The organism is Pseudoxanthomonas sp. UC19_8, from assembly GCF_042700505.1.
GTDB lineage: Bacteria > Pseudomonadota > Gammaproteobacteria > Xanthomonadales > Xanthomonadaceae > Pseudoxanthomonas_A > Pseudoxanthomonas_A winnipegensis.
In genome coordinates, this window is sequence record NZ_CP170559.1 from 574,248 (window position 1) to 591,999 (window position 17,752).

Here is a 17,752-nt window from a genome sequence, read left to right on the forward strand (position 1 = left end):
CGCCGCTCAGCTGCCGGGCTTGAGCACGACCTTGGTGCTGATGGCCACCGCGTCGGGGATGGTCTTGGTGTCTTTCCAGTCGCCGCCGCCGACGCCGAAGTCCAGGCGCTTGACCGTGGCCTTGCCGGCCAGCGTGGGCTGCGCGCCCGGCGTCCACACGAAGGTCAGCGTCACCGGCTTGGAGACCCCACGCAGGGTCAGCACGCCGTCGGTGCTGTAGCGATCGCCGCCCAGCGACTTGAAGCCCTTGGCCTTGTAGGTGGCCTGGGCGAACTTGCCCACGTCGAAGAAGTCCGCGCTGGCCAGGGTCGAGTCGCGGTCGCCGTTGCCGCTGCTGGTGCCGGCCAGGCCGATGGTGACGTCGATCGTGCCCAACTCCGGGTGTGCCGGATCGAAGCTGACCTTGGTGTCGAACTTGCCGAACTTGCCGGTGAAGGTCTCCCCGTCGTAGCTGCTGGCGAACACCAGCGTCGAGCCGGGCGCCTGCACGTAGGTGGCGGCGCGGGCCGGGGCGGCGACGAAGGCGGCCACCAGGGCGGCGGCGGTCAGGGCGGGGCTGAGGAAATGGCGGGACATGTCATGCATCCTTCGGTTGGGCCGACACGCGCAACCAGCCGCGCGGCAGCATGCGGGCGAGCGTGGCGTCGCCCTGGAACAGGTGGTGGTAGAACGCCGCGCCGGCGTGCAGCGCCACCAGCACGATCAGCACGTACAGGCCCCATTCGTGCGCCGAATGGGCCAGGTGGCGCAGGTGTTCGTCGGGCGCGACCAGCTTGGGCATCTCGAACAGGCCGAAGAACTTGAACGGCCGCAGCCCGCTGGCCGAGTCGTACAGCCAGCCCGACAGCGGCATGGCGAACATCACCCCATACAGCAGCACGTGGGTCAGCGTGGCGATGGCGTGCTGCCAGCGCGGCGTGCCCGGCACCGGCGGCGGCGCGCCGGCGTACAGGCGCCAGGCCAGGCGCAGCGCCACCAGCACCAGCACGGTGATGCCCAGCGACTTGTGCGCGGTATAGACCCAGAAGTACTTGGGCGTGCGCGGCAGGTCGCCCATGGTCAGGCCGACCACGCAAAGCACCAGCAGCAACAGCAGGATCAGCCAGTGCAGGGTCTGGCTGACGGCGCCCCAGCGTTGGGCGTTGGCTCGGGTCATGGCGTGGCGGGTTCCTGGGCGGGCGTGGACGGGGAGGTGGGGTCGGCGGGCGTGGCGGCGGCGGGTTCGAGCGCCTCGCGCGTGCGCGTGGCCTCCACCTGCAGGTTCAGCTGCACCGCATCGCCGATCACCGAGGGCCAGGCATCGATGCCGAAGGCCGCGCGGCTGAGCGTGGTGGTGGCCGAGAAGCCCACCGTGCGCCGGAACGGCGGCAGCGGATGGCGCTTGAGCTGGTTGAAGGTCACCGCCAGGGTGACCTCGCGGGTGACGCCGTGCAGGGTCAGCTGGCCGACCACGTCGAAGTGGTCGCCGCCGCGCGGCATGACCCGGGTGGAGACGAACTCGGCGCGCGGATGGTCCTTGACGTCGAGCAGGTTGGAGGCGGCCACGGCCTTGTTCCAGGCCGCATCGCCCAGATCGGCGCGCTCCAGCGGCACGCTGACCTGCACGCGCGCGCGGCTCCAGTCGTCGGGGTCGACTTCGATCAGCCCGGTGCTGCCCGAGACCGTGCCCATCGCCTGCGAGAAGCCGGCGTGCGAGACGGAGAACAGCACCCGGGTGTGGACCGGATCGAGCTGGTAGGTCTCGCTGGTGGCCCAGGCGGCGCCCGGCATGGCCAGGGCGGCGAGCAGGCAGAGGCGCGAGCGCAGCGTGCGGAGGCGGGATGGGTTGGGCATGGGGGGATTCTAGGCATGCCGCCGGTCGCGCGCTTCGGGCCCTGCGGCAACATTCCATTGCGCGGCGCGCAATGGCGTTCAGGCCGGACCCGCGGCGCGCGCAGTTGCCAGCGCCGGCCACGGGCCTGCACGATGGCCCGCAGGCGGGTCGTGATGGCGCGCGCAGGCGGGTGAAGGAAGAGATCCGGATGTGGGGACGCGCGATCGTGTTGTGGAGCCTGCTGGCCTGGAGCGGGCTGGCGGGCGCGCTTGTCCCGCTGACCCCGCAGCCGCGGCAGATGGGCGTGGCCGACGGCCTGCCCAGCGCCACCATCACCGCCTTCGCCGAGGACCACCTAGGCTATCTGTGGATGGCCAGCAGCGACGGCCTGGCGCGCTATGACGGGCGCGGCTTCCGCATCTGGCGGATGGAGCACGGGCTCAGGGACAACCAGCTGTGGGCGCTGTACGTCGATGCGCGCAACCAGCTGTGGATCGGCACCGAGAACGAGGGCGTGGCGGTCTTCGACGCCGATCGCCGCAACTTCCGCTTCTACAACCGCGCCAACACCCCGCAGCTGCGCAGCAATTCCATCTGGTGCATCTCGGCCACGCCGGATGGCAGCCTGTGGTTCGGCACCTCGGCCGGCGGGCTGACCCGGCGCCTGCCGGACGGGCGCTTCGAGCTCTACCGGGCCAGGCCCGACGACCCGCGCGCGCTGTCCGGGCGCGATGTGGTGCACATGGCGGTGACGCCGGACGGCAGCCTGTGGGTGGGCACGCGCAGCGGCCTGGCGCGCTGGACCGGGCACGACTTCGAACGCGTGCCATCGACGGCGCTGCCTTCGCCCACGATCAACCGCCTCACGGTCGAGGCCGACGGCAGCCTGTGGGTGGCGACCAGCCGCGGCGTGTCGCTGCGCAAGCCCGACGGCAGCTGGGTGCGCGACCCGTGGCGGCCGGTCACCCACATCCCGATCCTGCAGACCATGCTGCGCGACATCGCCGGCACCTACTGGCTCGATACCGCCGCCGGCATGGGCTACAAGGCCGCCGACGGCACGGTGCGCAACGTGCCGCTGTACAGCGTCTCGGCGCGCGGCGTGGTCAAGCCCAACTGGATGGGCGGCTACGAGGACCGCGACGGCGGCCTGTGGTTCGCCAGCCTCAACGCGGGGCTGTGGCATCTGCCGGCCAACTGGCGCCAGTTCGCCGTGCTCACCAACGACGCCAGCGACCCGAGCACCATGACCAACCCGTTCGTGCTGGCGCAGGCGCCGTCCAGACGCGGCGGGCTGTGGCTGGTCGGCACCCGCGGCGCGCTGGACTGGCTGGATCCGGCGACCGGCCGGGTGGAGCAGCACATCCAGCCGCTGGATCCGGTCAACTGGCCGCAGTCGGTGGAGGAGGACAGCCAGGGTCGGGTCTGGGTCGGGCTGATCGACAAGCTGCTGCGCTACGACCCGGCCACCCGCCAGCGGCGCGAGTGGACCGTGGACGATGCCCGCGACAAGCCGCTGCCCGGCGGCATCGTCGAACTGCGCCGCTGCGGCGCGCAGCTGTGGATCAGCACCAACTCGGCCGGCCTGCAGCTGCGCGACGAGCAGGGCCATGTGCTGCGCAATCTGGAACGCGGCACCGCCGACTATCCCTCCGGCCTGGTCGTGCAGCAGATGCGCTGCGACGCCGACCAGCGCCTGTGGCTGGCCACCAACCAGGGCGTGCTGACCTGGATGCCGCGCGTGGGCGCCTGGCCGCCGTGCCCGGCGCGCCGGATCAGCCCGTGTTCTCGCTGGACCTGGCCGCCGACGGCAGCCTGTGGACCGGGCGCATGGGCCAGCTGGACCATTACGCCTGGGATGGCCATCGCCTGCGCTGGCGGCAGTCGATCGGCATCGCGCAGGATTTCCCGTCCATCGCCCCGACCGGGATGCGCGTGGACGCGCGCGGCGTGGTGTGGACCATCTCCAGCCGCGGCCTGGCGCGGGTCGATCCGATCCAGGGCACGGTGCGCACCTACAGCGTGCGCGACGGCCTGCCGAACCCCGAGATCCGCCACGGCACCCTGGTCCAGGCCGTCAGTGGCCAGCTGTCGATGGCCACGCCCGATGGCCTGGTGCTGTTCGACCCGGCGCGGCTGGTGCCCTCGGCGCGGCGGCCGGACCTGCAGTTCGAATTCGTCGGCGTGCGCCGCGGCGATCGCGGCCTCGACCTGACCCATGTCGGCCATCCGCTGCTGGACAGCGAGGACCGCGACCTGCACGTGATCGCGCGTCTGCTGTCCTTCACCGGCGCCGAGGGCACTACCTATCGCTTCCGCCTCAGCGGCTACGACCCGGGTTGGGTCGAGGTGGGCAACACCGGCGAGCGCATCTTCTCGCGCCTGCCGCCGGGCCGCTACGCGCTGGAAGTGCAGGGCCGCAGCAGCGACAGCGTGTGGTCGCAGGTCAAGACACTGCGTTTCCGCGTGGCCCCGCCGTGGTGGCAGAGCCCGTGGGGCGTGGCCTGCATGGTCGGCCTGCTGATCGTGCTGATCGCCTGGTGGATGCACGCCTACCGCCGGCGCCTGCGCCGCCGCACCGAATGGCAGATGGCCCAGCACCGGCGCAGCGTGGCCGAGCAGGCTTCGCAGGCCAAGACCCAGTTCCTGGCCACGCTCGGCCACGAGGTGCGCACGCCGATGACCGGCGTGCTGGGCATGAGCGAACTGCTGCTGGCCACCAAGCTGGACGAGCGCCAGCACCGCTACATCCGCTCGATCCAGAACGCCGGTCGCCACCTGCTGCGGCTGGTCAACGACGCGCTGGACCTGGCGCGCATCGAGGCCGGCCGCCTGGAGCTGGATCAGCAGGACTTCGACCTGCGCGAACTGCTGGACGAAGTGGTCGCGCTGACCGCGCCGATGGCCGAACGGCGCGGCCTGACCTTCACCAGCGAGATCGATCCGCGGCTGCCGGCCGCGCTGCGCGGCGATGCGGTGCGCGTGCGCCAGATCCTGCTCAACCTGCTGAGCAACGCGGTCAAGTTCACCGAGCGCGGGCAGGTCCGCCTGCAGGCGCTGCCGCTGGACGGGCAGGGCCTGCGCCTGGTGGTCAGCGACACCGGACCGGGCATCAACGCCGAGCAGCAGGCGCGGCTGTTCCGGCGCTTCGAGCAGGGCGACGGTGCGCACACGCGCTACGGCGGCAGCGGCCTGGGGCTGGCGATCAGCCAGGAGCTGGCCGCGGCGATGGGCGGCGGCATCGCGGTGGAGAGCACCCCGGGCGAGGGCACGCGCTTCGTGGTCGACCTGCCGCTACCGGTGGCGCAGGGCGATGCGACCGGCGTGGTCCAGGCCGACGCCGGCGACGTGCCGCTGTCGGTGCTGCTGGTCGAGGACGACGCCACCATCGCCGAGGTGATCGTCGGCCTGCTGCAGGCCCGCGGCCACCGCGTGCGCGCCGTGCCGCATGGCCTGGCCGCGCTGACCGAACTGGCGCTGGCGCCGGTCGATATCGCCCTGCTCGATCTGGACCTGCCCGGCATGGACGGACTGGCGCTGGCGCGCGAACTGCGCCGCCAGGGCTTCGCCCAGCCGCTGCTGGCGGTGACCGCACGCGCCGATGCGCAGGCCGAAGTGCAGGCGCGTGAGGCCGGCTTCGACGCCTTCCTGCGCAAGCCGGTGACCGGCGAACTGCTGGCCGCCGCGATGACTGCCGCGCGCGCGGCAGCCAATCTGCGCAAGGAGTAGCGCTGGCCGCGGGTCGTGGTTCCCGCGAACGCGGGAACCCAGCGACTTCCGCGATGCGAAAAGATCGGCCGCGCCTCACGGCTTGGTGGGAGCAACTGTCTCCTCAAATCTCGCAGCGGCCTATCTGTAGAGCGGAGCTTGCTCCGCTGGGGCCTTGCTCATGAACTGAACGAAGAGCAGCGGAGCAAGCTCCGCTCTACGGATGGGAGCCGCCATGGCGGCGATGAGGCCTTCCCGGTAAAGCCCCATCGCCGCCATGGCGGCTCCCACAGGGGGGCGGCGCTCTGCGCCAAGAAAGATCAGGACTTCTTCGACCCGGAGTCCTTTGAGTTGACGCGCGCGGCAGCGGGCCGGCGGGCGGTGGCCGCGATGAGCGAGGCAGGAAGCCGAGCGCCCGAATCAGGGCAGGATGCCCTGATTGAGGGAAAAGCGGACATCGCCCGCCGGACCGCCGCCCTTCCGAAGCCAGACCGCCCAAGGCGCCGCGATCCAGCGCACAGGCACCGCTGTCCCCTAATCGAGAGAAAACACATTTTTGGCCACATCCGAATCGCACCGGCGCTTGCACACGCCGATGCGCGTTGCGAGGATGAACCGGGGACATCGATGGAGTGAGCCGAAGCATGGAATGCCGGTGCGAGGGGCTGCGCCGTGTGCTCTGGACGCTGGCGCTGTGCTGCGCCGTGGCGAAGGCCCACGCGCAGGTGCCGCAGCGGCCCGCGTTCCGCCTGACTGCCACCGCTGAAGGCTTGCCCTCGACCTCGATCACCGCCCTGGCCACCGATCGCACCGGCTATCTGTGGCTGACCACCTACGACGGACTGGCGCGCTTCGACGGCACCGAGTTCACCGTCTGGCAGCACGACCCGCGCGACCCCGCCTCGGTGGCCGGTAACTTGCAGCAGGCGCTGTATGTCGATCCGCATGACCAGGTCTGGGTGGCCAGCGCCGGCCTGAGCGTGCTCGACGCCGGACGCCGCGGCTTCCGCCACTACCGCCGCGCGCAGTACCCGCAGATGCGCAGCGACGACGTGTACGCGATCGCCGGCCTGGACGATCACGTCTGGTTCGGCACCAACGGCGGCGGCCTGTACCGCATCGACGCCGACGGCGCGCTGACCCGCTTCGACCACGCCAACACCGGCGGCGTGCTGCCCTCGGATGTGGTCACCAGCCTGGCCGTCGATGCGCGCGGCCGGCTCTGGGTCGGCACCGAAGCCGGGCTGGCCTACGTGCAGGCCGGCCGACTCCACGCGCTGCCCGCAGGCGGCCCCGGCGCGCTGGCCGTGCTCTCGCTGACCCGCGTCGGCGACACGCTGTGGGCCGGCACCCGCGCCGGGCCGCGCGTCCTGGGCCGCGACGAGGTCTGGCGCACGCCGGCGTGGTCGGCGATGTTCGAGGGCGCCAATCAGATCCTCGCCGTCGCCGATGCGGGCGACGGCGAGTCCTGGCTCGGCACCGCCAACGGCCTGTGGCTGACGCATGGCGCGCGGGCGCCGCAGTGGGTGCGCGATCGCGACGGACTGTTCGACCGCCACTTCGTCACCAGCTTCCAGGCGGTGGCCGGCGGTGGACTGTGGATGGGCGTGGTCGGCAAGGGCCTGGCGTATCTGCGCCCGGACTGGCGGCGCATGGCCGTGCTGCCGGCGGCCAAGGGCACCTCGATCAGTCCCTACTGCAGCGTGGCTCCCGGCCGCCACGGCGTGCTGTGGCAGACCGACGCGGCCGGCACCCTGGAGCAGGTCGACAGCCGCAGCGGCGCGGTGACGGTGACCGCCTTCCGCGGCATCGACCCGCTGCATCTGGGCCTGACCAGCGCGGTGCAGGACCGGCGCGGCGCGCTGTGGCTGGGCGTGCGCCCGGCCGTCCTGGTGCGGCTGGATCTGGCCACCGGCGCGCGCCGCGACTGGCCGCTGCACAGCGCCGGGCAGGTGGCGTTCGCGCCCGAGACCCTGCTGGAGGATGCGCGCGGCGATCTGTGGCTGGGCACGCCGGGCGCGGTGCAGCGTCGCGATGGCCGCAGCGGCGAGGTCCTGGATGCATTCGCCCGGCATCCCGTCACCGGCCACGAACTGGCCTTCCAGCAGCTGCGCCTGGGGCCCGATGGCGAACCCTGGATCGCCAGCGGCACCGGCCTGCTGCGCTGGGAGTCGGCCACGCGGCGCCTGCTGCCGGTGGACGGGCCGGACGGCGCGCTGGAGGTATCCGGCTTCGTGCCCGAATCGGCGCAGGCGCTGTGGGTGTTCCGCATCGGGGAACTGGAACGCTGGCAATGGCACGAGGGACGCTGGCAGCTGTCGCGCCGCATCGAGGCCGGTCTGCCCAACGTGACCGCCAACGGCATGCAGCGCGACGGCCAGGGCCGGCTGTGGCTGGCCACCCAGCGCGGCCTGCTGCGCGTGGACGTGTCCGATCCGCAGCGCGTCGTGGTGCGCACCTTCGGCGTGCGCGACGGACTGAGCAGCCAGGAGTTCCTCGAAAAATGCCTGTACCGCCTCGAAAGCGGCGTGCTGGCCTCGACCACCAGCGATGGCGCGCTGGTGCTGATCGACCCGGCCACACCCGACCGCACCGCGATCTCGCCGCCGCTGCTGCTGCGGCCGCCCACGGTCGTGCGCGAGGGCCGCATCGAAGCGCTGCCCGCGTCGACGCCGCGCCTGCGGCCGGACGATCGCGAGCTGCGCGTGGGCGTGCGGCTGCTGGCCTTCGACGATGTGGCCGGCAGCCGCTACCGCTCGCGCCTGCTCGGCCTGGATCCGGACTGGGTCGATCAGGGCGCCAGCGGCGATCGCGTGCTCTCCGCGCTGGCGCCGGGCGACTACACGCTGGCGCTGCAGGGCTTCGACGCCAGCGGCAACGCCTCGGCCGTGCATCGCTTGCATTTCAGCGTGGCCCCGCCGTGGTGGCGCAGCGTGCCCGGCCTGCTCGCGCTCTCGCTGCTGGGGCTGTGCCTGCTGCTGGCCGGCGCCTGGGCGTATCGGCGTCGCGTGCAGCGGCGCAGCGCATGGCAGATGGCCCAGCACAGGCGCGTGCTGGCCGAACAGGCCTCGCAGGCCAAGACCCACTTCCTGGCCACGCTGGGCCATGAGGTGCGCACGCCGATGACCGGCGTGCTGGGCATGAGCGAACTGCTCGCCGCCACGCCGCTGGACGCCAACCAACGCGGCTATGTGGCGGCGATCCAGAAGGCCGGCACGCATCTGCTGCGTCTGGTCAACGACGCGCTGGACCTGGCCCGCATCGAGGCCGGACGGCTGGCGCTGGACGTGCAGGACTTCGACCTGCGCGAACTGCTCGGCGAGGTCGCCGCCCTCATCGCACCCAACGCCGAGCGCAAGGGCCTGGCCTTCGACTGGCAGGTGGACGCGGACGTGCCGCGCGCGCTGCGCGGCGATCCGCTGCGCGTGCGCCAGATCGCGATGAACCTGCTGGGCAATGCGGTCAAGTTCACCGCGCGCGGCCGCGTCGCGCTGCACGTGCAGGCGGCGGAGGCGGGTGTGGTGCTTATCGTCAGCGATACCGGGCCGGGCATGAGCGCCGAACAGCAGACGCGGCTGTTCCAGCGCTTCGAGCAGGCCGAAGGCGCACGCACCACCGCGCGCTACGGTGGCAGCGGCCTGGGCCTGGCGATCTGCCAGGAGCTGGCCCAGGCCATGGGCGGGCGGATCACGGTGGACAGCGCGCCGGGGCAGGGCACGCGGTTCCTGGCGTACCTGCCGCTGCCGGCCGCGGCGGATACACTCGTGCCGGCGGTGCGCGATCGCCACGCGCGGCAGGTGCAGCCGCTGTCCGTGCTGCTGGTCGAGGACGACCCCACCGTCGCCGCGGTCATCAGCGGCCTGCTGCAGACACGCGGCCACCGCGTGCGTGCGGTGGCGCACGGGCTGGCGGCCCTGACCGAGGCGCGCGTGGAGCGCTTCGACATCGCCCTGCTCGACCTCGACCTGCCCGGCCTGGATGGCCTGGCCCTGGCCACCCAGCTGCGCGCCCAGGGCCTGGACCTGCCGCTGCTGGCAGTCACGGCCCGCGCCGACGCCGAGGCAGAACCGCTGGCGCGCGCCGCCGGCTTCGACGGCTTCCTGCGCAAGCCGGTCACCGGCGACCTGCTCGAGGAGGCGATCGCGGCGCTGTGCCGGTGAGCTGTGCTGGTGAGCATTCCGTCTAGGTTTGCGCGTGCTTCGGCGAGGACCCGGTACAGCGCTTGGTAGCATCGCGCCCCCGATCCGCTGCCGAGCCCTCGTCATGGATGAGTCCTCCACGCCGCCCGTGTCTGCTGTCCGTGCCGATCCGCCGCCGACTGCGCTCACCGGCAAACTCGATGGCCGGCTGACCGAACACGGTGCGCAGGCCGAAGGCCAGCTGCGCGCCGGCGGCGAACACCTCAAGGCCGGGCTCGATGCCAGGGTCGAAGGCGCGATCACCCACGCCGAGGGCCAGGTGCGCTACACGCTGGAAGGCCGCCTGAGCGGTTTCGTCCAAGGCAACGCGGCGGCGCGCGGCTTCGGCGTCGACGCCCGCGTGCAGGAGGGCGGCACGGTCAGGTTCGAGGCCGCGGTGCCCGAGCGTGCCGCGCGCGAGATCGACCCGCGTTCGATCAATCCCTTCGACCCGGCGTCGATGCCGGTGGGCACGCGCATCAGCATGGACGCGGCGCACACCGGCAGCGTCGAGGTCGGCACCCGGCTGCGGCAGCTGGCCACCCGGGATCGTGTGGGGCAGGAGCAGGGCGTCCAGGTCTCGATCGAGGCGCTGGAAGGCCAGCGCGTGCGCGTCGTGGCCGGTCCGCGCGAGGCGGTGGAGGCCTACCACGGCGTCGGCCTGAAGCTCGGCCCGGCCAGCGCCATGCTCGGACGGGAGGATCATGTGTCCGGTGGCACGCTGCACACCGCGCAGTTCGATCTGTCCAATCCGCAGGGCCGCCAGGCCTACGACGCCTTCATGCGCTCCGGCGTCATGCCCGAACGCGATGCGCCCGGGCTGTCCGAGGTCAGCACGGTCTCGCGCCTGGACCTGCGTTCGGAAGGCAAGGTCGATCTTGGCCTGGGCGCACGCTCGACCTCGCTATCGACCGGCGTCAACAGCGGCCAGGCCGTGCGCACCGTGCACGGCGACGGCAGCGCCGAGGTCTCGCGCACGCTGCGCTACCGCGAGCACGATGTCAGCCTTCGGATCGACCAGTCCTTCGCCGCCGACGGCACGCCGGGCGAGCGCAGCTATCGCTATCGCTTCACCCCGGACGCCACCCAGGCCGGTCAGCTCAACGCGGTCTACGGACGCGAGGGCGCGACGCCGTTCAAGGCCGGCCAGGAGGCCACCTTGCGCTTCACCGAGCAGGAGATGGCGGGGCTGCAGGCGCAGACCCAGCGTGCCAACCAGAACATCGCGCGCACCGGCGGCAACGATGTGATCCGCCTGCTGGCCGAGCCGACGCCCCAGGGCGGCCAGCGCACGCCGGAACGCTTCGCCGTCGACCTGATCCACAACCCCAGCACGCTGGCCGGCCTGCCTTCGACCCTGTACACCGTCGCGCTGCGCTCGGGCGAAGAGGCGCGCGGACGGCCGCTGTCGTTCTCGCCGCTGCCCGGGCAGCTGGAAGGCGCCGCGGTGCAGGGACCGCGGGCGCCCGCCCCGGGCGCGCCATCGCCGGCCGCACCGAAGGTCGACTTCAACACCGCGGCGGCCTCGCCGCCGCAGCTGGGCCATGCCGGCCATCCCGATACGCCGCTCTTCGCCGCGATCCGGGACCGCGCCCCGGCCGGCGTGAGCGAAGACCATCTCGCCCGCGCCACGCTGCTGGCGCGCCAGGAAGGCATCACGGTCGAGCGCTTGCGGCAGGTCGGCGTCCACGACCAGACCCTGTGGCTGGCGGGCGATCAGCCGGGCCAGCGCGCCGGCGTGGATCTGCGTCAGCCGGCGCCGCAGGCGCAGCAGACCGGCGCCCAGTTGCTGACGATGACGCAGCCGCAGGATCCGGCGCAGCAGCAGGAGCGCCAGGCGACGATGGCCCGCGGCTGAAACCTGGCGCGCGAAGTCGCGCGCCAGGCTGTCGCGCGTCAGCGCGCGCTGTGCCGATGCACGGCCTGGACCAGTGCGGTGACGTGATCGGGGTTCATGTCCGGCGACATGCCGTGGCCGAGGTTGAAGACGTGGCCATCGCGCGACCCGCCGTTGCCGGCGGCGTAGCTGTCCAGCACGCGCTTGACCTGCACGTCGATCGCCGCGGGCGAGCCGTACAGCACCGCCGGGTCGAGGTTGCCCTGCAGCGCCACCGTGCCGGCGGTGCGGCGCGCGGCTTCCTCCAGTTCCACCAGCCAGTCCACGCCGACCGCCTCGGTGCCGCTGGCGGCCAGCGCCTCCAGGTGCGCGGCGTTGCCCTTGCCGAACAGGATCAGCGGCGCGCGCTCGGCGCCGTGTCCGCGCTCCAGCTCGGCGGCGATGCGCTGCAGGTAGGGCAGGGAGAACTCGCGGTACATGGCCGGGCTCAGCACGCCCCCCCAGGTGTCGAACACCTGCAGCGCCTGCGCGCCGGCCGCGTGCTGGGCGGCCAGGTAGGCGATCACCGCATCGGTGTTGACCTTGAGCAGGGCGTGCAGCGTGTCCGGGTCGTTGAGCGCCATCGCCTTGATCCGGGCGAAGTCCTTGCTGCCGCCGCCTTCGACCATGTAGCAGGCCAGCGTCCACGGGCTGCCGGAAAAGCCGATCAGCGGCACGCGGCCGTCCAGCTCGCGGCGGATCAGGCGCACCGCGTCCATGACGTAGCGCAGCTCGGTCTCCATGTCCGGCACGCCCAGGCGCGCGACCTCGTCGGCGCTGCGCACGGTATGGCGGAACTTGGGGCCTTCGCCTTCGACGAAGTACAGCTCCAGCCCCATCGCATCGGGGATGGTGAGGATGTCGGAGAACAGGATCGCCGCGTCCAGCTCGAAGCGCGCCAGCGGCTGCAGCGTGACCTCGCAGGCGATCTCCGGGTGCTTGGCCATCCCTAAGAAACTGCCGGCGCGCGCCCGCGTGGCGCGGTACTCGGGCAGGTAGCGCCCGGCCTGGCGCATCAGCCACACGGGCGTGCGATCGGTGGGCTGGCGGCGCAGGGCGCGCAGCAGGCGGTCGTTCTTGAGCGGCGGCAGGGACAAGGCAGGTCTTCCGTAAAGAGAGGGAATCAGGCGGGTGAGGGCGCGGGGACGCGGCCGGGCAGGATCAGGCCGTACAGCAGCAGGTCCTCGAAGACCCCATGCTTGCATTCGTGTGCCACCAGGCGGCCTTCCAGGCGCAGGCCGGCCTTCTCCATGACCCGCGCCGAGGCCGGATTGCGCGCCAGGCAGGCGCCGCCGATGCGGCTGATGCCGTGCGCGGCGTGGCCATGATCGATCAGGCGGCGCGTCGCTTCGGTGGCATAGCCCTGGCCCCAGTACGGCACGCCGATCCAGTAGCCCAGCATCGCCCGCGCGTGGGTGCGGGACATCTCGTGCAGATCGACCGTGCCGATCAGGGCACCGTCCTGGCGCAGCGTGATCGCGTAGGCGATGCGCGTGCCGGCGGCCAGCGCCGGCGCCAGCCCGGCGATCCAGGCCTGCGCCGCGCCGTCGGGGTAGGGGTGAGGAATATTGGCCGTGGTGTCGGCCACGCGCGCGTCGCCGGCCAGGCGCTGCACGTCGGCCGCGTCCGAAGGCCGGTACGGACGCAGCCGCAGGCGCTCCGTGTCGAGGACCGGCTGCATGGCTAGGCGCGCGGCGCCTCGAAGCCGTGCACGAACATCACCTGATAGCCGCGCTTGATGTGCGTGTCGCGCAGCTTCTCGAACGCGGCGGTGGCCTCGGCCTGGGCCATGAACTGCTCGCGTCGCAGCTGCCCACGCCCCCCGACCTGGCCGGCCTCGCGCAGCAGCTCCCAGCCGCCGAACAGGTCCGGCTGCAGGGTCAGCTGCAGGTAGCGGGGCGTCTGGCCCACGCTGGGGTGTTGCTGGAGAAGGACGCGCATGAAGCGAGTTTATCGCAGCGCGGGGGAAGGCCCGCGTCGCGGCTCCCACCTGTAGAGCGGAGCTTGCTCCGCCGCGTTTCGGCCGGATCATGGAAAAGCCCCAGCGGAGCAAGCTCCGCTCTACAGGGAGGCCGCAGCTTGATCTGAGACCGTTGCTCCGGCCTCAGCCGCCCAGCACCTGCGCCATGGTGCCGGCCAGCATGGCGCGCACGGTGTCCGGCGCGATGTCCGGGTCGCGCGCCGCGCGCATCGCCAGGCCTTCGACCACGGTGCGCATCAGCAGGGTGCGCCGCTGCAGGTCGGCTTCGTCGATCGGCGCGCCGCGCGACAGATCGTGCTGGCGCAGCCAGTCGCAGACGGTCTGGGTGGTGAGGCGGTCGTGGCGTTGCAGGACCTGGGCCACCACCGGGTCGCGCTGCGCCTCGGCGGTGATCTCCACGTACAGCGCCACGCTGGCGATGCTCGCGTCCCCGCCGGCGATCGCCTCGCCGCGCGTCCACAGCCGGTGGATCTCCAGCAGCTCCTCGACGATGTTGGCCGACAGCGGCGTGGCCCGCATGCCCTCCTGGTCCGAACGCAGCTGGCGCTCGATCAGCGCCAGGATCATCGCCCGCTTGTTGTCGAAGTAGCGGTACATCAGCCCCTGACTGATGCCGGCCTCGGTGGCGATGTCGCTGACCGAGGCGGCGTGGAAGCCGCGGGCGATGAAGCAGCGCTGGGCGGCGTCGAGGATGCGTTCGCGCTGGGCTTGGGCGCGCGCGTTGAGCGGGACGGTGGGGTCGAGCGCGGCGGAGCGTTGCGGAGGCATCGGGCTGGTCGGGGGTGCCACAAGGCCGCGATGTTAGTCCATTCGAAACGGAATGAACGGTCATTCATTTGTCATCGCCGGCACACAGACTGCGTCCGCTTCCCGCCACCCCATCCCCACCCTCATGCCTCCCACGCCACGTTCCCGTGCCCTGCGTCCGCAGGCGCTCGCGCTCTCTCTTGCCGCCTTGTTGCCTTCGCTGTCGCTGGCCCAGCATCAGGATGCCTCCACCCAGGGCCCGGCTCCCGGCGCCTCCGGCGATAGCCGCGAGGCGGTCGAGCTGGACCAGGTGGTGGTCACCGCGCAGAAGCGCGTCACCAACCTGCAGCAGACGCCGATCTCGGTCTCGGTCGCCGATGCCGAGGCCCTGAAGGACCGCAAGATCATCTCGCTGGGCAACCTGGCCGACGGCGCGATTCCCTCGTTGCGGGTCACGCCCTTCGCCACGCGCAGCTCGGCGCTGAACATCGGCATCCGCGGCATCGGCGCGGCCGCCGATGCCAACCAGCCGGCGCGCGACGCGGGCGTGGGCGTCTATGTCGATGGCGTGTTCCTCGGCCGCTCGCAGGGCCTGGGCGCCATGCTCTACGACGTGGAGCGCATCGAGGTGCTCAAGGGCCCGCAGGGCACGCTGTTCGGCCGCAACACCGAGGGCGGCGCGATCAGCATCGTGACCCGCCAGCCCACCGGCGAGCTTGGCGGCAACGTCACCGCCGGGGTGTCCAACTACGGCGGCTACAACACCGGGCTGCACCTGGACCTGCCCAAGGTCGGCGAGGTGAGCTTCAAGCTCGACGCGGTGCAGGCCAAGCGCGACGGCACCACCGACAATCCGATGCCGGGCCAGAAGGATTTCAACGCCTACTCCAAGCGCGGTGGGCGGTTGAGCGCGCTGTGGCAGCCCAGTGCGGGATTCTCCGCGCTCTACGCCTACGACAATGCGTACGACGCCACCACGCCGTACCACACCCAACTGCTGGTCGCCGGCCCCTATGCCAGCCCGCTGCAGAAGGCCGGCGCCAGCACCGACCGGCGCGACAGCGCGATCCTCGGCGGCCCGCAGCGGCCCAATGTCGGCCGCACCGATGGCCACCTGCTCAACCTCAGCTGGGACCTGAGCGACGCGCTGACGCTGAAGTCGATCAGCTCCTACCGGGAGCTGGAGCAGGGCCAGTTCGACATGGGCCTGATCGACGCGATCTCCACCTATTCGGGCGCGGGCCGGCCGTTCGCGCGCTACAGCCTGGCGCAGGTCTACCAGCACCAGTACAGCCAAGAGTTCCAGCTGATCGGCAATACCGCGCAGGTGGAGTATCTGGCCGGCGCGTTCTACTACCACGAGGCCGCCGGCGACAACGCGCAGACCCCGAACATGCTGGTGTGGGGACCCGGCGGCAACAGCTACACGCTCAATCCGGCGACCAATCCGCTGGACCTGCGCAAGGTGACCATCGACCGCGCGAGCAAGGCCTGGACCGACAGCCTGGGCCTGTTCGGCCAGGCGACCTGGACGCCCGCGTCGCTGGAGCGCCTGCATCTGACCGCCGGTGGCCGTTTCACCCGCGACGACAAGAACGGCCGGCTGTACATCGTCAACGGCGCCAGCACGGGGCTGCGCTTCGACGATGCCTGGAGCCGGTTCGATCCGATGGTCAACATCGCCTACGACCTTGGCGCGCAGGCGATGGTCTACGCCAAGTACAGCACCGGCTTCAAGGCCGGCGGCGCCAATTCGCGCTCGACCAATTACACCGCCTTCGATCCGGAAGAAGTCACCGCCTACGAGCTGGGCCTGAAGTCGCAGTTCTGGGACAGCCGCGCCCGGTTCAACCTGGCGCTGTTCGATGCCACGGTCGAGCACAAGCAGGTGGACTTCACCCTGCCGTTCGATCCCAACAGCGGTGTCACGCGCACGACCGCAGTGACCACCAACGCGCTGGGCAAGGTCCAGTCGCGCGGCGCGGAGCTGGAGTTCTCGCTGATGCCGGTGGAGAACCTGACCCTGCGCCTGAGCCATGCCTATACCGACATCGACGCGCTGCGCACCGTCGACCCGTTCGGCGCCGGCGTGCAGGTGACGGTGCAGCCGCTGCTGGCGCCGAAGAACGCCAGCAGCCTGGCGGTGGACTACCTGGTGCCGCTGGCCAACGCCTCGGCGCTGAAGTTCCACCTGGACGGCAACTGGTCCGACGGCTTCTACACCTCCGAGTACGACCAGACGCTCACCGACCGCTCCACCGTGGTCAACGCGCGCGTCGCGCTGGTGGACGTGCCGATGGGCTCGGGTGGCGCGACGGCGGAGTTCTCGCTGTGGTCGCGCAACCTGCTCGACGAGCAGCACCTGTTCTACAAGCTCAACAGCGCCGCGCTCGGCCAGACCGGCATCTTCAACGATCCGCGCACGTTCGGCCTCGACGTGACCGTCCACTTCTGATCCATCGGAGTTTCGCAGATGAAGCCTTCCCATTTCCCGCTGGTCCTGGCGCTGGCGCTGCTGTGCGCCTGCGCGAGCCAGCAACCGGCCCGTTCCACTGCCGCCGCACCGGCCCCGCCGGCGCCGACTCCGTCCGTGGCGGCCAAGACCGGCAACGTGCAGCCGCTGCCCGACGACGCGCGGCGCGTGGTGCCGCTGCAGGGCGTCTGGAACGCCCGCAGCTTCGCCGGCCTGCAGGGGCGCGACGGCCCGATCCCGGCGGACGCGTTCCTGCGCACCGCCGACCTGGGGCGCGCGACGGCCGCCGACCGCGACGCGCTGGCCAAGGCTGGCGTGCGCCTGGATATCGACCTGCGCACCGCCGACGAGCAGGCGCAGTCGCCCGACCTGCTCGCCAACGATCCGCGCTTCGACTATCAGCGCATCTCGCTGATGGGCGTGGAGAAGATCGACCTGGCCCAGTTGATGAGCAGCTTCCCCGATTCGCTGGGCGAGGCCTATGTGCAGTGGTTGGGCCGCAATCAGCCGCAGTTCCGCCAGGTCTTCACCCGGATCGCCGCGCAGGAGCAGGGCACGGTGCTGTTCCACTGCACCGCCGGCAAGGACCGCACCGGAGTGATCGCGGCCCTGTTGCTGGACTTGGCCAGGGTGCCGCACGACGACATCGTGCACAACTACGCCATCTCGGCCCATTACCTGGAGGGCCAGCCGAAGGACAGCGCGATGAATGCGCAGCTCATGAGCGCGATCCAGGCCCATCCCGAGCTGGGTCGCAAGCTGGCCGGCATGGCCGGGACCGCGCCGCAGAACATGGCGCTGTTCCTGGCGACCCTGACGCGCCAGTACGGCGGTGCGGAGGGCTATCTGAAGACCATCGGCCTGAGCCAGGGCCAGATCGCGCGCCTGCGCGCGCGCCTGGGTCAGGCCGGCTGATCCGGAGGTCGCCGGCCAGCCTTGGCTGCGGCCGGCCCAACCGCATGAAGCGTCTGGGCTC

General features: G+C 71.6%; 11 protein-coding genes and 1 pseudogene. 5 read left to right on the forward strand and 7 right to left on the reverse strand.

The features are described 5' to 3' along the window. Window positions 1-6: 6 nt before the first annotated feature. From ACFJIT_RS02465 to ACFJIT_RS02475, 3 genes are read right to left on the reverse strand one after another with little or no spacing between them, the layout of a single operon-like run. Window positions 7-576: a YceI family protein gene (locus ACFJIT_RS02465; protein ID WP_130524259.1), complete on the reverse strand. Its 570-nt coding sequence runs from the start codon at window positions 574-576 to the stop codon at window positions 7-9. Between the two features lies 1 nt (window position 577). Then, window positions 578-1,156 carry a cytochrome b gene (locus ACFJIT_RS02470; RefSeq protein ID WP_130524258.1) on the reverse strand — a complete coding sequence of 193 codons (579 nt, stop codon included), beginning with the start codon at window positions 1,154-1,156 and terminating at the stop codon, window positions 578-580. After that, window positions 1,153-1,833 carry a YceI family protein gene (locus tag ACFJIT_RS02475; RefSeq protein ID WP_379654920.1) on the reverse strand — a complete coding sequence of 227 codons (681 nt, stop codon included), beginning with the start codon at window positions 1,831-1,833 and terminating at the stop codon, window positions 1,153-1,155. The genes ACFJIT_RS02470 and ACFJIT_RS02475 overlap by 4 nt, the downstream gene beginning before the upstream one ends. Before the next feature lie 188 nt (window positions 1,834-2,021). Here ACFJIT_RS02475 and ACFJIT_RS02480 point away from each other — a divergent pair. The 3 genes and pseudogenes from ACFJIT_RS02480 (at window position 2,022) to ACFJIT_RS02490 (ending at window position 11,557) form a co-directional block, all read left to right on the forward strand. After that, a pseudogene (locus ACFJIT_RS02480) lies at window positions 2,022-5,542 on the forward strand (two-component regulator propeller domain-containing protein). A 623-nt stretch (window positions 5,543-6,165) separates the two neighbouring features. Then, on the forward strand, window positions 6,166-9,681 hold the full coding sequence (locus tag ACFJIT_RS02485; RefSeq protein ID WP_379654921.1) for an ATP-binding protein: 3,516 nt from the start codon (window positions 6,166-6,168) through the stop codon (window positions 9,679-9,681). 127 nt (window positions 9,682-9,808) lie between these two features. Then, complete coding sequence (locus tag ACFJIT_RS02490) at window positions 9,809-11,557, forward strand: hypothetical protein (protein WP_379654922.1); 1,749 nt, start codon at window positions 9,809-9,811, stop codon at window positions 11,555-11,557. 38 nt (window positions 11,558-11,595) lie between these two features. Here ACFJIT_RS02490 and hemE read toward each other — a convergent pair whose 3' ends face one another. From hemE to ACFJIT_RS02510, 4 genes are all read right to left on the reverse strand, one after another. Beyond that, window positions 11,596-12,666 carry a uroporphyrinogen decarboxylase gene (gene hemE, locus ACFJIT_RS02495; RefSeq protein WP_130517649.1) on the reverse strand — a complete coding sequence of 357 codons (1,071 nt, stop codon included), beginning with the start codon at window positions 12,664-12,666 and terminating at the stop codon, window positions 11,596-11,598. A 32-nt stretch (window positions 12,667-12,698) separates the two neighbouring features. Continuing rightward, window positions 12,699-13,256 (reverse strand): GNAT family N-acetyltransferase, encoded by a 558-nt coding sequence (locus tag ACFJIT_RS02500; protein ID WP_379654923.1) that lies wholly within the window; start codon window positions 13,254-13,256, stop codon window positions 12,699-12,701. A 2-nt stretch (window positions 13,257-13,258) separates the two neighbouring features. Then, complete coding sequence (locus ACFJIT_RS02505; RefSeq protein WP_130517162.1) at window positions 13,259-13,516, reverse strand: WGR domain-containing protein; 258 nt, start codon at window positions 13,514-13,516, stop codon at window positions 13,259-13,261. 163 nt (window positions 13,517-13,679) lie between these two features. Next, on the reverse strand, window positions 13,680-14,324 hold the full coding sequence (locus tag ACFJIT_RS02510) for a TetR/AcrR family transcriptional regulator (RefSeq protein WP_379654924.1): 645 nt from the start codon (window positions 14,322-14,324) through the stop codon (window positions 13,680-13,682). 187 nt (window positions 14,325-14,511) lie between these two features. On the opposite strand from ACFJIT_RS02510, the gene ACFJIT_RS02515 reads away from it, so the two are divergent. Together ACFJIT_RS02515 and ACFJIT_RS02520 are read left to right on the forward strand one after the other, a co-directional pair. After that, on the forward strand, window positions 14,512-16,758 hold the full coding sequence (locus ACFJIT_RS02515) for a TonB-dependent receptor (RefSeq protein WP_379654925.1): 2,247 nt from the start codon (window positions 14,512-14,514) through the stop codon (window positions 16,756-16,758). A gap of 18 nt (window positions 16,759-16,776) precedes the next feature. Beyond that, on the forward strand, window positions 16,777-17,691 hold the full coding sequence (locus ACFJIT_RS02520; RefSeq protein WP_379654926.1) for a tyrosine-protein phosphatase: 915 nt from the start codon (window positions 16,777-16,779) through the stop codon (window positions 17,689-17,691). Window positions 17,692-17,752 lie beyond the last annotated feature (61 nt).

Bases quoted from the DNA above. Each gene is read 5' to 3' on its own strand.
- ACFJIT_RS02505 (WP_130517162.1), bottom strand. From the start codon at position 13,516: ATGCGCGTCCTTCTCCAGCAACACCCCAGCGTGGGCCAGACGCCCCGC.
- ACFJIT_RS02510 (WP_379654924.1), bottom strand. From the start codon at position 14,324: ATGCCTCCGCAACGCTCCGCCGCGCTCGACCCCACCGTCCCGCTCAAC.
- ACFJIT_RS02500 (WP_379654923.1), bottom strand. From the start codon at position 13,256: ATGCAGCCGGTCCTCGACACGGAGCGCCTGCGGCTGCGTCCGTACCGG.
- ACFJIT_RS02470 (WP_130524258.1), bottom strand. From the start codon at position 1,156: ATGACCCGAGCCAACGCCCAACGCTGGGGCGCCGTCAGCCAGACCCTG.
- ACFJIT_RS02520 (WP_379654926.1), top strand. From the start codon at position 16,777: ATGAAGCCTTCCCATTTCCCGCTGGTCCTGGCGCTGGCGCTGCTGTGC.
- ACFJIT_RS02475 (WP_379654920.1), bottom strand. From the start codon at position 1,833: ATGCCCAACCCATCCCGCCTCCGCACGCTGCGCTCGCGCCTCTGCCTG.
- ACFJIT_RS02465 (WP_130524259.1), bottom strand. From the start codon at position 576: ATGTCCCGCCATTTCCTCAGCCCCGCCCTGACCGCCGCCGCCCTGGTG.
- ACFJIT_RS02485 (WP_379654921.1), top strand. From the start codon at position 6,166: ATGGAATGCCGGTGCGAGGGGCTGCGCCGTGTGCTCTGGACGCTGGCG.